This window comes from Streptomyces sp. NPDC005438 (genome assembly GCF_040606315.1).
GTDB lineage: Bacteria > Actinomycetota > Actinomycetes > Streptomycetales > Streptomycetaceae > Streptomyces.
This window is the reverse complement of the sequence record NZ_JBEXEP010000007.1, coordinates 156,003-171,372: the sequence shown is the minus strand read 5'-3', so window position 1 is coordinate 171,372 and position 15,370 is coordinate 156,003. Positions and strand designations below refer to the sequence as shown.

The window sequence follows — 15,370 nt, the reverse complement described above, 5'->3', positions numbered from 1 at the left end:
CACCCCCCACGCGAAGGCTGTGAGACTGAACCCATGAACGAGTTGACCCGGTTCCGGGAGGCAGCTGTCACAGCGGCGGCCGGAGGGGCCGACGCACGGGAAGCGGCCGACACCGCACGGGAGTTGGTGTCCGAACTGGGCGTGCGCACCGTCGTACTGGTGGAGGGGGAGAGCGACCGGGTGGCCCTCGACACTCTGGCTGGCCGACAGGGGCGAAGCCTGGATGCCGAGCGGGTCCCCGTCGTACCCCTCGGCGGCGCCACCAGCATCGGCAGGTTTCTCGACCTGTGCGGTCCCCAGGGGTTGGACCTGGGTCTGGCGGGGCTCTGTGACATCGGGGAGGAGCGGCACTTTCGGCGTGCCCTGGAACGGGCCGGCGTCGCCTCCGAACTGACGCCGGAGGGGTTGGAGTCGCTGGGGTTCTTCGTCTGTGTGGCCGATCTGGAGGACGAGCTGATCCGGGCGCTGGGCACCGGCACCGTGGAGCGGGTGCTCCAACTCGGGGGTGACCTGCGGAGGTTCCGTACCTTCCAGAAGCAGCCCGCCCAACGCGGCCGGCCCGTGGAGGACCAGCTCCACCGCTTCATGGGCACGCACAGCGGGCGCAAGGCGCTGTACGCGCGGTTGCTCGTGGAGGCCCTGGGCCCCGAGCAGGTGCCCCGCCCCCTGGATGAGTTGCTCGCCCACGTCTGAACGGGTCCCGAACGGGGCGGACCAGCGGTGGACCTCCCCCACTCCCCCGCGGCCGCCCACGAACCGGGCCGGCGCCCGTCACCCCACCCGTGCCGCCGCACGGCCACCAGGCCTCAACTGCCGTGCAGCATCAGGGAGATGCCGGCGACCATCAGTACCGCGGCCAGTACGCGGAACCGGCCGAACTGCTCGCGGAAGAAGACCGTGCCGATGGTGGCGCCCACCAGGATGGAGGACTCGCGGAGCGCGGCCACCGGGGCGAGGGGGCCTCGGGTCTGGGCCCAGAGCACCAGCCCGTAGGCGAGCCCGGACAGCGCTCCGCCGAGGAGTCCGAGTGCCCAGACGGGGCGCATCTGGGCGAGCAGCACCCGCCCTCGGGTGGCGAGGGTGTAGAGGGGGATCGCGGGCCCCATCAGCAACAGCAGCCAGGCGGTGTAGCCCAGGGCACTGCCGGAGGCTCGTACTCCGGCGCCGTCCACCACCGAGTAGGCGGCGATGGCGAGGCCGGTGCCGAGGGCGGCCAGTACCGCCGGGGTCCGGTGGCGCGCCGTACCCGAGCGCAGCCCCACCAGGGCGACGCCCATCAGTCCCGCCGAGGCCACGGCGACGCCGGCGGTGGCCCAGGCGTCGAGGCGTTCACCGACGACGACAACGGCCAGTACGGTCACGACCAGGGGCGCGGTACCCCGGGCGAGGGGGTAGACCTGCCCGAAGTCGCCGAGTTGGAAGGAGCGCATCAGCAGGGCCATGTAGCCCAGGTGCAGCACCACGGAGACGAGGAGGTACGGCCAGGCCTCGGCTCTGGGAAAGGGGACGAACACGGCGGCCGTCAACCCGCAGAGGGTGCCGGCGAGTTCGATGAGGGAGAACGCCAGCAGTTGGTCCTTGAGACCGTGCGCGATGGCGTTCCAGCTGGCGTGGGTGACCGCAGCCGCCAGTACGGCCGCGACGACCAGCGGCGTCAACGGGCGGCGGTGGTGGGGGTGTTCGGCATCCCCTCACGCTACTGGCCGGCGTAGGAGGTCACCAGAGGTCTTCGACCAGCGCGGATCCGGGCGCCACTGCCGCTGGACGACGGAAGAGGGGCCCGTACGACCGGAGTCGTACGGGCCCCTCTCAAGCCGTGAGGCCAGCCCCAGGGTCCACGGAGGAACCGCAGGGATCAGGTCACTTGGTGACCTTGGTGACCTGGCCGGCGCCGACGGTACGGCCACCCTCACGGATGGTGAACCGCAGGCCCTCCTCCATGGCGACCGGCTGGATCAGCTGGACCGACATGGTGGCGTTGTCGCCCGGCATGACCATCTCGGTGCCCTCGGGGAGGGTCACCACGCCGGTCACGTCCGTGGTACGGAAGTAGAACTGCGGGCGGTAGTTGTTGAAGAAGGGGGTGTGACGGCCACCCTCGTCCTTCGACAGGATGTAGGCCGTGGCCTCGAACTCGGTGTGCGGGGTGACAGAGCCCGGCTTGATGATGCACTGGCCGCGCTCGACGTCCTCGCGCTTGATGCCGCGGAGCAGCAGACCGACGTTCTCACCGGCCTGGCCCTCGTCGAGGAGCTTGCGGAACATCTCGATACCGGTAACGGTGGTGGAGGTCTTCTCCTCCTTGATACCGATGATGTCGACGTTCTCGTTGACCTTCAGCACACCGCGCTCGATACGGCCGGTGACGACCGTACCGCGACCGGTGATCGTGAAGACGTCCTCGATGGGCATGAGGAACGGCTGGTCCACGTCACGCTTGGGCTCCGGGACGTTCTCGTCCACGGCGCTCATCAGGTCGACGATGGTCTGGGTCCACTCGGCGTCGCCCTCAAGCGCCTTGAGCGCCGAGACCTTGATGACCGGCAGGTCGTCGCCCGGGAACTCGTACTCGGAGAGCAGCTCACGGACCTCGAGCTCGACGAGCTCCATGATCTCCTCGTCGTCCACCATGTCCGCCTTGTTGAGGGCGACCACGATGTACGGCACGCCGGACTGGCGGGCCAGCAGCACGTGCTCCTTGGTCTGCGGCATGGGGCCGTCAGTCGCGGCGACCACCAGGATCGCGCCGTCCATCTGCGCGGCACCGGTGATCATGTTCTTGATGTAGTCCGCGTGACCCGGGCAGTCCACGTGGGCGTAGTGACGGTTGGCCGTCTGGTACTCCACGTGCGCGATGGAGATGGTGATACCGCGCTGCCGCTCCTCCGGCGCCTTGTCGATGTCCTCGAAAGGCGTGAAGGGGTTCAGGTCCGGGTACTCGTCATGCAGCACCTTGGTGATCGCCGCGGTAAGAGTGGTCTTACCGTGGTCGACGTGACCGATGGTGCCGATGTTGACGTGCGGCTTAGTCCGCTCGAACTTCGCCTTCGCCACTGGGGTCCTCCTGTGGACTGGTGCTGTACACCCTCCACATTCTGCGGAGGGTTTGCAGATGGTCTTCCGAACCGGTCAGGACCCCTAGGGGACGCCCTTGACCGTTTCGCTGGGGGCTGGCGGCCGGGGGCCCGTCACAGGCCCGAAGGACTGTGACGGATACCCCGAATGCCTTGGCTCCAGCCTAAGGGTTTCATTGACGCGGGATGACCGCGTCACTCACCCCGGGCCTTCGCGATGATCTCCTCGGCGACGTTCTTGGGAACCTCGGCGTAGGAGTCGAACTGCATTGAGTAGCTGGCGCGACCAGAGGTCTTGCTACGCAGGTCACCGACGTAACCGAACATCTCCGACAGCGGCACCAGAGCCTTGACGAGCTTGGCACCACCCCGGTCCTCCATGGCTTGTACCTGGCCACGGCGGGAGTTGATGTCACCAATCACGTCGCCCATGTAGTCCTCGGGCGTGGTGACCTCGACGACCATCATCGGTTCGAGCAGCGCGGGGCTGGCCCTCCGGGCGGCCTCCTTGAACGCCATGGAACCGGCGATCTTGAACGCCATCTCGGAGGAGTCGACGTCGTGGTAGGCGCCGTCGAGCAGCGTCACCTTGACACCGGTCAGCGGGTAGCCCGCCAACACACCGAACTCCAGGGCCTCCTGGCAGCCGGCGTCCACCGAGGGGATGTACTCCCGGGGGATGCGGCCACCGGTGACCTTGTTCTCGAACTCGTAGCCGTCGCCCTCAAGCGGTTCGACGTCGATCTGCACCTTGGCGAACTGGCCGGAACCACCAGTCTGCTTCTTGTGCGTGTAGTCGACCTTCTCAACCCGCTTGCGGAGGGTCTCGCGGTACGCGACCTGCGGCTTACCGACGTTGGCCTCGACGCGGAACTCGCGCTTCATACGGTCGACCAGCACGTCGAGGTGCAGCTCGCCCATACCGGCGATGATCGTCTGGCCGGTCTCCTCGTCGGTGTGCACCTGGAAGGACGGGTCCTCCTCGGCGAGACGCTGGATCGCGATGCCCAGCTTCTCCTGGTCGCCCTTCGACTTGGGCTCGATGGCGACCTGGATGACCGGAGCGGGGAACTCCATCGACTCCAGGATCACCGGGCTGCCCGCGTCGCAGAGCGTCTCACCGGTGGTGGTCTGCTTGAGACCCATGACGGCGACGATGTCGCCGGCGCCCACCGACTCGATCTCCTCACGCTTGTTGGCGTGCATCCGGTAGATCTTGCCGATGCGTTCCTTCTTGCCCTTCACCGAGTTCAGCACCTGGGTACCGGTGTTGAGACGGCCCGAGTAGATACGGATGAAGGTCAGCTTGCCCAGGTGCGGGTCGCTGGCGATCTTGAATGCCAGGGCGGCCATCGGCTCGTCCTCGGAGGGACGACGCGTGATGATCTCCTCGGAGTCCTTGACCGACTGGCCTTCCACGGCCTCCACGTCCAGGGGGGAGGGCAGGTAGCGCACGACAGCGTCGAGCAGCGGCTGCACACCCTTGTTCTTGAACGCGGTACCGCAGAACACCGGGGTGACGGTGATGGAGCCCTCGGCGCCGGTGGAGGCGAGGGTGATGCGGCGGATGGCCGCCATCAGCTGCTCCTCGGAGGGCTCCTCGCCCTCCAGGTACAGCTCCATCATCTCCTCGTCGTTCTCGGCCACGGCCTCCAGCAGCTTGCCGCGCCACTCGTCGGCCGCCTCGGTGTGGGTGTCCGGGATGTCGATCGTGTCGTACATCTCGCCCATCTTGGCCTCGGCGGACCACACCAGGGCCTTCATCTGGACGAGGTCGACCACGCCCCGGAAGTCGGCCTCGGTGCCGATCGGCAGCTGCATGACCAGGGGCACCGCACCCAGGCGGTCCTCGATCATGTCGACGCAGCGGTGGAACTCGGCACCGGTGCGGTCCAGCTTGTTGACGAAGCAGATGCGCGGTACGCCGTAACGGTCGGCCTGCCGCCACACGGTCTCCGACTGCGGCTCGACTCCGGCCACCCCGTCGAACACCGTCACCGCACCGTCGAGGACCCGCAGGGAGCGCTCCACCTCAACGGTGAAGTCGACGTGCCCGGGGGTGTCGATGATGTTGATCGTGTGGTCGACGTTGTTGAGCGGCCAGTGGCAGGTCGTCGCGGCCGACGTGATCGTGATGCCGCGCTCCTGCTCCTGCTCCATCCAGTCCATGGTGGCTGCGCCGTCGTGGACCTCACCGATCTTGTAGCTGACACCGGTGTAGAACAGGATCCGCTCGGTGGTCGTCGTCTTGCCCGCGTCGATGTGGGCCATGATCCCGATGTTGCGGACCTTGGCCAGGTCAAGTGAAGTGGTAGCCATAAGGCTTCAGTCTTCTCTCGGTCTCGATGGGGTCTGCGACTACCAGCGGTAGTGCGCGAAGGCCTTGTTGGACTCGGCCATCTTGTGGGTGTCCTCGCGCTTCTTCACAGCGGCACCAAGGCCGTTGGAGGCGTCGAGCAACTCGTTCATCAGACGCTCGGTCATGGTCTTCTCACGACGGGCGCGCGAGTAGCCGACGAGCCAGCGCAGCGCGAGCGTGGAGGCACGGCCGGGCTTGACCTCGACCGGGACCTGGTAGGTGGCGCCGCCGACTCGGCGGGACTTGACCTCCAGGGTCGGCTTGATGTTCTCCAGCGCGCGCTTGAGCGTGATGACCGGGTCGTTGCCGGTCTTGTCGCGCAGCCCCTCCATGGCGCCGTAGACAATGCGCTCGGCGGTGGAGCGCTTGCCGTTCAGGAGCACCTTGTTGATGAGGGAGGTCACCAGAGGAGTGCCGTACACCGGGTCGACGATGACCGGTCGCTTCGGGGCGGGGCCCTTACGAGGCATGTTTACTTCTCCTTCTTGGCGCCGTAGCGGCTGCGAGCCTGCTTGCGGTTCTTGACGCCCTGCGTGTCGAGGGAGCCGCGGATGATCTTGTAACGCACACCCGGCAGGTCCTTCACACGGCCACCACGCACGAGCACGATGGAGTGCTCCTGGAGGTTGTGGCCCTCACCCGGGATGTAAGCGGTGACCTCGATGCCGCTGGTCAGACGCACACGCGCGACCTTACGCAGGGCCGAGTTCGGCTTCTTCGGGGTGGTGGTGAACACACGCGTGCAGACGCCACGACGCTGGGGCGAACCCTCAAGTGCCGGCGTCTTGTTCTTCTCGACCTTGTCCTGCCGGCCCTTTCGGACCAGCTGCTGGATCGTAGGCACCGTTTCTCCGGTTTCTTCTCTGCTGGGTATGACCAGCGACGGTAAAGCTAACCTGGGCCACCTGTCCGACCCACGAGGTCGGGTGTGTCGAAGGCTGCGCACTCCCGCGAAAGCGGGGGGACGTGCAGAATTCGGTGTCGCCATCCGCGCGTCCCGCGCGATCAGCGCGCGTACGGGAGCGCAGGGGATACCCCAGGCACAAGGTCAGAGCCTACCCAGCCCACTGGCCCCGGTCAAAACAGAACCCCAGGGCCCACCTCCGGGCCTCCACCGGCCCGGTCCAGCGACTTCCCGGAACCGTACTCGGCGCCGTCGACGGGCGAAAGGGCGTCTCGCCGACCGGTCCCCCACCGGGGGGCGACTGCCCCGCCGACAGCGCAGGTCAGCGCGCTACGGGGTGTGTGAGATCGCCGCGAACAACATGAAGAAGAACAGCACGAACAGCAGCCCGAACCCGATCACGAGCCAGCCCATCACCAGACCCGCGACCGCGTGGCCGTCCCCGGGCTGACCGGTCCGACGGATCTCCGCCCGGGCCATGTGCCCCAGGATCACCGCGGGGATGGCGGTCAGGCCGGTGGCGAAGCCGAGGATGCCGCAGATCAACGCGGCCATGGCGTTGCCGTTGACCGGAGGGGCCGGCGCCATCGGGGGCATGTGCATCTGCGGGTGCGGCGCCATAGGGGGGCCGTATCCCATCGGCGGGCCGTAGTGCCCGTGCGCGGCGGGGGCGCGCGTCACGGTGCCCGGCCCCTTGGGCAGGTCCCCGACCAGGTGCTTGAGTTCCTCCACCGTGGTCGCCTTGAGCACCAGGGAGGTACGGCGGTCGAACTCGTGCTGGCTCAACCGGCCTTCGGCGTACCCCGCCCGTAGGACGTCGCTGGTGCGCTCCCGGTCCGCTTCACTCGCGAGCATCTTCCTCACCCCCATCGTGGCCACGCCACGTCGACTTCCATAGTGCACGTCGACACGTACCCCGGGAAGTCCAGACCCGTCACGACGACAGACGTACCAGCGGTGACCGTGGTTCCCCCGAGTCCGAACCGTCACCTCATCGGGCCCCGTCCGCCAACTCGGCCGGGCCGGCGCCCGGTTCGCCAACCGCCGGTCACGCCCACGCCGTTGGCGGGCGTCCGGGGGTCGGAACGTCACACGGCGCCCGCCCCGGGGAGCGAACTCCCTGGGGCGGGCGCCGTGCGGAAGGCCCGAGCCTGGTACCGGATCAGCCGGTGTAGGGCCCGTAGTCGTAGTCCTCCAGCGGGACCGCCTGGCCGGAGCCGGTGCCGAAGGGCGAGTAGTCGATGTCGTCGTAACCGACGGCCGAGTACATCGCGGCCTTGGCCTCCTCGGTGGGCTCCACCCGGATGTTGCGGTAGCGGGACAGGCCCGTACCGGCCGGGATGAGCTTACCGATGATGACGTTCTCCTTGAGGCCGATCAGGGAGTCCGACTTGGCGTTGATCGCCGCGTCGGTGAGGACCCTGGTGGTCTCCTGGAAGGACGCCGCCGACAGCCACGACTCGGTGGCCAGCGAGGCCTTGGTGATGCCCATCAGCTGCGGACGACCCGAGGCCGGCGAACCGCCCTCGCGTACGACCCGACGGTTCTCACCCTCGAACTTGGTGCGCTCCACCAGCTCACCGGGCAGCAGCTCGGCGTCGCCGGACTCGATGATCGTCACCCGGCGGAGCATCTGCCGGATGATGATCTCGATGTGCTTGTCGTGGATGGACACACCCTGGGAGTTGTAGACCTTCTGGACCTCTCCCACCAGGTGCACCTGCACGGCCCGCTGCCCCAGGATGCGCAGCACGTCGTGCGGGTTGGTGGCGCCCACGGTCAGCGGCTGGCCGACGGTGACGTGTCCGCCTTCCTCGACCAGCAGGCGGGCGCGCTTGGAGACGCCGTACGAGGTCTCGTCGGAACCGTCGTCGGGGGTGACCACGACCTTCTTGGTCTTCTCGGTCTCCTCGATACGGACCCGGCCGGCCGATTCGGAGATCGGCGCGACACCCTTGGGGGTACGGGCCTCGAACAGCTCGACCACACGCGGCAGACCCTGGGTGATGTCGTCACCGGCCACACCACCGGTGTGGAAGGTACGCATCGTCAGCTGGGTGCCGGGCTCACCGATGGACTGGGCGGCGATGATGCCGACCGCCTCGCCGATGTCGACCAGCTTGCCGGTGGCCAGCGAACGGCCGTAGCACATGGCGCAGGTGCCGACCGCGGACTCGCAGGTGAGGACCGAGCGGGTCTTGACGGTCTGTACGCCGTGGCGCACCAGCTCGTCGATGAGCACGTCGCCCAGGTCGGTGCCGGCCGGGGCCATCACCTTGCCGTCGACGACGATGTCCTCGGCGAGGCAGCGCGCGTACACGCTGGTCTCCACGTCCTCGGCCTTGCGCAGGACGCCGTCGGCGCCCTTGCCCGCGATGTCCAGCTTGAGGCCACGGTCGGTGCCGCAGTCCTCCTCGCGGATGATCACGTCCTGGGAGACGTCCACCAGACGACGGGTCAGGTACCCGGAGTCGGCGGTACGCAGAGCGGTGTCGGCGAGACCCTTTCGGGCACCGTGGGTGGAGATGAAGTACTCCAGCACGGACAGACCCTCGCGGAAGGACGCCTTGATGGGCCGCGGGATGGTCTCGTTCTTGGCGTTGGACACCAGGCCACGCATACCCGCGATCTGACGCATCTGCATCATGTTTCCTCGGGCACCCGAGTCCACCATCATGAAGATGGGGTTGGTCTTCGGGAAGTTGGCGTTCATCGCGTCCGCGACCTCGCCGGTGGCCTTGGTCCAGATGTTGATGAGTTCCTGGGTCCGCTCGTCCTTGGTGATCAGACCCCGCTCGTACTGCTTCTGGACCTTCTCGTCGTCCGCCTCGTAGCGGCCGATGATCTCCTTCTTGGCCTCCGGGACCACCACGTCGGAGATGGCCACGGTGACGCCGGAGCGGGTCGCCCAGTGGAAGCCGGCCGCCTTGAGGTTGTCCAGGGCGGCGGCCACGATCACCTTGGGGTACCGCTCGGCCAGGTCGTTGACGATCTCGGAGAGCTGCCTCTTGCCCACCGAGTAGTCGACGAACGGGTAGTCCTCGGGCAGCAGTTCGTTGAACAGCGCCCGCCCGAGGGTGGTGTGCAGCCGGAAGCTGTCACCGAGCTGGTACTCCGGCTCGCCCTCCTCGGGGGTCGGCGGGGTCCAGCCGCGCGGCGGGATGGTGCCGACCGGGAAGCGGATGTCGATCTTCGCCTGGAGGGAGAGTTCCCGGGCGTCGAAGGCCATGATGGCCTCGGCGACCGAGCCGAAGGACCTGCCGTCACCGATGGTCTTGCGCTGTTCCTCGTCGGTGGTGAGGAAGAACAGTCCGAGCACCATGTCCTGGGTGGGCATGGTGACCGGTCGGCCGTCGGCCGGCTTGAGGATGTTGTTCGAGGACAGCATCAGGATGCGGGCCTCGGCCTGGGCCTCCGCCGACAGCGGCAGGTGGACGGCCATCTGGTCGCCGTCGAAGTCGGCGTTGAAGGCGGTGCAGACCAGCGGGTGGATCTGGATCGCCTTGCCCTCGACGAGCTGCGGCTCGAAGGCCTGGATGCCCAGGCGGTGCAGGGTCGGTGCGCGGTTGAGCAGCACCGGGTGTTCGGCGATGACCTCTTCCAGCACGTCGTACACGACCGTACGGCCGCGCTCGACCATCCGCTTGGCGGACTTGATGTTCTGCGCGTGGTTGAGGTCGACCAGCCGCTTCATGACGAAGGGCTTGAACAGCTCCAGGGCCATGGCCTTGGGCAGGCCGCACTGGTGCAGCTTGAGCTGGGGGCCGACGACGATCACCGAACGGGCGGAGTAGTCGACGCGCTTGCCCAGCAGGTTCTGACGGAAGCGGCCCTGCTTGCCCTTGAGCATGTCGGACAGCGACTTCAGCGGACGGTTGCCCGGTCCGGTGACCGGACGGCCGCGGCGGCCGTTGTCGAACAGGGCGTCGACGGCCTCCTGGAGCATCCGCTTCTCGTTGTTGACGATGATCTCGGGGGCGCCGAGGTCGAGCAGACGCTTCAGTCGGTTGTTGCGGTTGATGACCCTGCGGTACAGGTCGTTGAGGTCGGAGGTGGCGAAGCGGCCACCGTCGAGCTGCACCATGGGGCGCAGGTCCGGCGGGATGACCGGCACGCAGTCCAGGACCATGCCCTTGGGGCTGTTGCGGGTCTGGAGGAACGCGGAGACGACCTTGAGCCGCTTCAGGGCGCGGGTCTTCTTCTGGCCCTTGCCGGTGCGGATGATCTCGCGGAGCTTCTCGGCCTCCTCGTCGAGGTCGAAGGTCTCCAGCCGCTTCTGCAGGGCGGCGGCGCCCATGGAGCCGTCGAAGTAGGTGCCGAACCGGTCGCGCAGCTCGCGGTAGAGCAGCTCGTCGCCCTCCAGGTCCTGGACCTTGAGGTTCTTGAAGCGGTTCCAGACCTCGTCGAGGCGGTCGATCTCGCGCTGGGCGCGGTCGCGGAGCTGCTTCATCTCCCGCTCGGCGCCTTCGCGGACCTTGCGGCGTACGTCGGCCTTGGCCCCCTCGGCCTCCAGCTCGGCGAGGTCGGTCTCCTGCTTCTTGGCCCGGGCTTCCAGGTCGGCGTCGCGGCGCTGTTCGATCTGCTGGCGCTCGACGGAGACGTGGGCTTCCAGGGAGGGCAGGTCCTGGGTGCGGCGCTCCTCGTCCACGTACGTGATCATGTACGCGGCGAAGTAGATGACCTTTTCCAGGTCCTTGGGGGCGAGGTCGAGCAGGTAGCCCAACCGGGAGGGGACGCCCTTGAAGTACCAGATGTGGGTGACGGGGGCGGCGAGTTCGATGTGGCCCATCCGCTCGCGGCGCACCTTGGCGCGGGTGACCTCGACGCCACAGCGCTCACAGATGATGCCCTTGAAGCGGACGCGCTTGTACTTGCCGCAGTAGCACTCCCAGTCCCGGGTGGGGCCGAAGATCTTCTCGCAGAAGAGTCCGTCCTTCTCGGGCTTGAGGGTGCGGTAGTTGATGGTCTCCGGCTTCTTGACCTCGCCGTGCGACCACTGACGGATGTCGTCAGCCGTGGCCAGGCCGATCCGCAGTTCGTCGAAGAAGTTGACGTCGAGCACTGTCGTCAATCCCTCTTTCAGGGTTGTGCCCCCTCGCCGAGAAGCGATATGGGGCGCTTCAGCATGGTCTGTACGGGTCCGGGGAGAGCCGGGACCTCAGGTGGAGGTCCCGGCCAACCCGTCAGACCTCTTCGACGCTGCTCGGCTCGCGCCGGGACAGGTCGATTCCGAGTTCCTCCGCCGCGCGGAAGACGTCCTCGTCCGTGTCGCGCATCTCGATGGACATGCCGTCCGAGGACAGCACCTCCACGTTGAGGCAGAGCGACTGCATCTCCTTGATCAGCACCTTGAAGGACTCGGGGATGCCGGGCTCGGGGATGTTCTCGCCCTTGACGATGGCCTCGTACACCTTCACGCGGCCGGTGACGTCGTCGGACTTGATGGTCAGCAGTTCCTGGAGGGCGTACGCGGCGCCGTATGCCTCCAGGGCCCAGACCTCCATCTCGCCGAAGCGCTGGCCACCGAACTGGGCCTTACCGCCCAGGGGCTGCTGGGTGATCATCGAGTACGGCCCGGTCGAGCGGGCGTGCAGCTTGTCGTCGACCAGGTGGTGGAGCTTGAGGATGTACATGTAGCCGACGGAGATCGGGTCCGGGAACGGCTCGCCGGAGCGGCCGTCGAACAGCCGGGCCTTGCCGGACTCCTTCACCATCCGGTCGCCGTCCCGGTTGGGGACGGTGGCGGCGAAGAGGCCCGCGATCTCGTCCTCCCGGGCGCCGTCGAAGACCGGGGTGGCGACGTTGGTGCCGGGCTCGACTTCGTCGGCGGCGATGGCGTGCAGCCGCTTCTTCCACTCCTCGTCGGCGCCCTCGACCTTCCAGCCCTGGCTGGCCAGCCAGCCGAGGTGGATCTCCAGCACCTGGCCCGGGTTCATCCGGGACGGGACGCCGAGCGGGTTGAGGATGATGTCGACGGGGGTGCCGTCCTCCATGAACGGCATGTCCTCGACCGGCAGGATCTTGGAGATGACGCCCTTGTTGCCGTGACGGCCGGCGAGCTTGTCACCGTCGGTGATCTTGCGCTTCTGGGCGACGTACACCCGCACCAACTGGTTGACGCCGGGGGGCAGTTCGTCGCCCTCCTCGCGGTCGAAGACCCGTACGCCGATGACCTTGCCGGTCTCGCCGTGCGGCACCTTCAGCGAGGTGTCACGGACCTCGCGCGCCTTCTCGCCGAAGATCGCGCGCAGCAGCCGCTCCTCGGGGGTCAGCTCGGTCTCGCCCTTGGGGGTCACCTTGCCGACCAGGATGTCGCCGGCCTCGACCTCGGCGCCGATGCGGATGATGCCCCGCTCGTCGAGGTCGGCCAGCACCTCCTCGGAGACGTTGGGGATGTCGCGGGTGATCTCCTCCGGGCCCAGCTTGGTGTCCCGGGCGTCGACCTCGTGTTCCTCGATGTGGATGGAGGACAGGACGTCGTCCTGGACCAGCCGCTGGGAGAGGATGATCGCGTCCTCGTAGTTGTGGCCCTCCCACGGCATGAAGGCGACGAGCAGGTTCTTGCCCAGCGCCATCTCACCGTCCTCGGTGGAGGGGCCGTCGGCCAGCACCTGGCCAACGACCACGCGGTCGTTCTCGTCGACCAGGACCTTCTGGTTGAAGGAGGTGCCCTGGTTGGAGCGGGAGAACTTGGCGATGCGGTAGGTGATGTAGGTGCCGTCGTCGTTGGCCACGGTGACGTAGTCGGCCGAGACCTCCTGGACGACACCGTCCTTCTCGGCCTTGATGACGTCACCGGCGTCGACCGCGCAGCGGTACTCCATGCCGGTGCCGACCAGCGGCGACTCGGCCTTAATGAGCGGCACGGCCTGCCGCATCATGTTGGAGCCCATCAGGGCGCGGTTGGCGTCGTCGTGCTCCAGGAAGGGGATCATGGCGGTCGCCACCGACACCATCTGGCGCGGGGAGACGTCCATGTAGTCGACTTCCACGCCGGGAATGAGGTCGACCTCGCCGCCACGGCGGCGGACCAGCACGCGTTCCTCGGCGAAGGTCATCTCGTCGGTCAACGGGGCGTTGGCCTGGGCGATGACGAACCGGTCCTCCTCGTCGGCGGTGAGGTAGTCGACCTCGTCGCTGACGACACCTTCGCGGACCTTGCGGTACGGGGTCTCCACGAAGCCGAAGGCGTTGACCCGGCCGTAGGAGGCGAGCGAACCGATCAGACCGATGTTGGGACCCTCGGGGGTCTCGATCGGACACATGCGGCCGTAGTGCGAGGGGTGCACGTCACGGACCTCGAAGCCGGCCCGCTCACGGCTGAGACCACCGGGGCCCAGCGCGGACAGACGCCGCTTGTGCGTCAGCCCGGACAGCGGGTTCGTCTGGTCCATGAACTGGGACAGCTGGGAGGTGCCGAAGAACTCCTTGATGGAGGCCACGACGGGGCGGATGTTGATCAGGGTCTGCGGAGTGATGGCCTCCACGTCCTGGGTGGTCATCCGCTCGCGGACGACCCGCTCCATACGGGCCAGCCCGGTGCGCACCTGGTTCTGGATCAGCTCGCCGACGTTCCGCAGACGGCGGTTGCCGAAGTGGTCGATGTCGTCGGTCTCGACCACGATCACGTCGCCGTTGGAGGCGGTGTGCTCGGTCTCGCCGGCGTGCAGACGGACCAGGTACTTGATCGTGGCGATGACGTCCTCGCTGGTGAGAACGCCGGAGTTCAGCGGCTCGTCGCCACCGAGCTTCTTGTTGATCTTGTACCGGCCGACCTTGGCCAGGTCGTAGCGCTTGGGGTTGAAGTAGAGGTTCTCCAGCAGGGTCTGGGCGGCCTCACGGGTCGGGGGCTCGCCCGGACGGAGCTTGCGGTAGATGTCCAGCAGCGCGTCGTCCTGACCCTGGGTGTGGTCCTTCTCCAGGGTGGCCCGCATGGACTCGTACTGGCCGAACTCCTCCAGGATCTGGTCGGTGGTCCAGCCCAGGGCCTTCAGCAGCACGGTGACCGACTGCTTGCGCTTGCGGTCGATGCGCACACCGACCATGTCGCGCTTGTCGATCTCCATCTCCAGCCAGGCACCCCGGGAGGGGATGATCTTGGCGGAGTAGATGTCCTTGTCGGAGGTCTTGTCGATGGAGCTGTCGAAGTAGACACCCGGGGAGCGCACCAGCTGCGAGACGACGACACGCTCGGTGCCGTTGATGCAGAACGTGCCCTTGTCGGTCATCAGCGGGAAGTCACCCATGAAGACCGTCTGGGACTTGATCTCCCCGGTCTCGTTGTTGGTGAACTCCGCGGTGACGAACAGTGGAGCGGCGTAGGTGAAGTCCCGCTCCTTGCACTCGTCGATCGAGTTCTTGGGGGGCTCGAAGCGGTGGTCACGGAACGTCAGTGACATCGACCCGGAGAAGTCCTCGATCGGGGAGATCTCCTCGAAGATCTCCTCCAGACCGGACTTGGTGGGGACGTCCTGACCGGAATCCAACGCGGCCTCGACGCGGGACTTCCACGCCTCGTTGCCGAGGAGCCAGTCGAAGCTCTCGGTCTGCAGGGCCAGGAGATTGGGAACCCCTAGAGGTTCCTTGATCTTCGCGAAGGAGATACGCAGCGGGGCGGTGCTGGCGCCGTTGTTCGAATGTGCGGTCGAGGCGTTGCGCGAGGCGGCCAAGAGGGGGTCCTTCCGAGGGCTCGGACTCACTACGCGCATACCGGTGCCCCTGATGACGGAATGGGGGCAGCTAATAGGCAGCGCAAAGTGTCAGTGTAGCCAGTTGGCCCACTGCTGTCCAGAAGAGATTTTCGGAGATCGGCTCAGTGCCAATCTCTCCCTTCGGTGGTGGCACGAACCCCTCGGCCGAGAGGCGTCCACCCGCTTGTTCAACGGACCGGCGTACCGGCTTCTTCCCAAGCCCGTACGGCGGCTGTGCTCTTGGATTGTCCTCGGTGGTACGGCGGCCTCGAATCGCCGAACCCCCTTGCTGCGGCAAGACTTCCCGCATCCACTTCGATCCATGCCTCGGATTCCGAACCGA

At 67.1% G+C, this 15,370-nt stretch carries 9 protein-coding genes; 1 reads left to right on the top strand and 8 read right to left on the bottom strand.

Annotated features, from left to right (window positions below; genetic code table 11):
* Positions 1–33: 33 nt before the first annotated feature.
* Positions 34–693 carry a TOPRIM nucleotidyl transferase/hydrolase domain-containing protein gene (locus tag ABZT14_RS16725; protein ID WP_356302659.1) on the top strand — a complete coding sequence of 220 codons (660 nt, stop codon included), beginning with the start codon at positions 34–36 and terminating at the stop codon, positions 691–693.
* Positions 694–806: 113 nt separating this feature from the next.
* On the opposite strand, the gene ABZT14_RS16720 is transcribed toward ABZT14_RS16725, so the two are convergent.
* From ABZT14_RS16720 to rpoB, 8 genes are all read right to left on the bottom strand, one after another.
* Complete coding sequence (locus ABZT14_RS16720; protein ID WP_356302656.1) at positions 807–1,658, bottom strand: DMT family transporter; 852 nt, start codon at positions 1,656–1,658, stop codon at positions 807–809.
* Between the two features lie 202 nt (positions 1,659–1,860).
* The gene (gene tuf, locus ABZT14_RS16715; protein ID WP_356302653.1) at positions 1,861–3,054 is read right to left on the bottom strand and encodes an elongation factor Tu; all 1,194 of its coding nucleotides are present in this window, start codon (positions 3,052–3,054) and stop codon (positions 1,861–1,863) included.
* A 215-nt stretch (positions 3,055–3,269) separates the two neighbouring features.
* A complete protein-coding gene (gene fusA, locus ABZT14_RS16710; protein ID WP_356302650.1) occupies positions 3,270–5,393 on the bottom strand; it encodes an elongation factor G in 2,124 nt (707 codons plus the stop codon).
* A gap of 39 nt (positions 5,394–5,432) precedes the next feature.
* Positions 5,433–5,903, bottom strand: a complete 471-nt coding sequence (rpsG, locus tag ABZT14_RS16705) for a 30S ribosomal protein S7 (protein WP_356302647.1) — start codon at positions 5,901–5,903, stop codon at positions 5,433–5,435.
* A gap of 2 nt (positions 5,904–5,905) precedes the next feature.
* Positions 5,906–6,277 (bottom strand): 30S ribosomal protein S12, encoded by a 372-nt coding sequence (gene rpsL, locus ABZT14_RS16700; protein WP_003948652.1) that lies wholly within the window; start codon positions 6,275–6,277, stop codon positions 5,906–5,908.
* 390 nt (positions 6,278–6,667) lie between these two features.
* Positions 6,668–7,192 (bottom strand): DUF1707 and DUF4190 domain-containing protein, encoded by a 525-nt coding sequence (locus ABZT14_RS16695; RefSeq protein WP_356302644.1) that lies wholly within the window; start codon positions 7,190–7,192, stop codon positions 6,668–6,670.
* A gap of 307 nt (positions 7,193–7,499) precedes the next feature.
* Positions 7,500–11,399 carry a DNA-directed RNA polymerase subunit beta' gene (locus ABZT14_RS16690; protein WP_356303122.1) on the bottom strand — a complete coding sequence of 1,300 codons (3,900 nt, stop codon included), beginning with the start codon at positions 11,397–11,399 and terminating at the stop codon, positions 7,500–7,502.
* A 121-nt stretch (positions 11,400–11,520) separates the two neighbouring features.
* Entirely contained in the window at positions 11,521–15,006 is a 3,486-nt protein-coding gene (gene rpoB / locus ABZT14_RS16685; protein WP_356302641.1) for a DNA-directed RNA polymerase subunit beta, read from the bottom strand.
* Positions 15,007–15,370: the final 364 nt, after the last annotated feature.

What these genes read in the sequence shown, in the direction of transcription:
- ABZT14_RS16725 (WP_356302659.1), top strand. Translation starts at nt 34, where the DNA reads ATGAACGAGTTGACCCGGTTCCGGGAGGCAGCTGTCACAGCGGCGGCC.
- fusA (WP_356302650.1), bottom strand. Translation starts at nt 5,393, where the DNA reads ATGGCTACCACTTCACTTGACCTGGCCAAGGTCCGCAACATCGGGATC.
- rpsG (WP_356302647.1), bottom strand. Translation starts at nt 5,903, where the DNA reads ATGCCTCGTAAGGGCCCCGCCCCGAAGCGACCGGTCATCGTCGACCCG.
- ABZT14_RS16695 (WP_356302644.1), bottom strand. Translation starts at nt 7,192, where the DNA reads ATGCTCGCGAGTGAAGCGGACCGGGAGCGCACCAGCGACGTCCTACGG.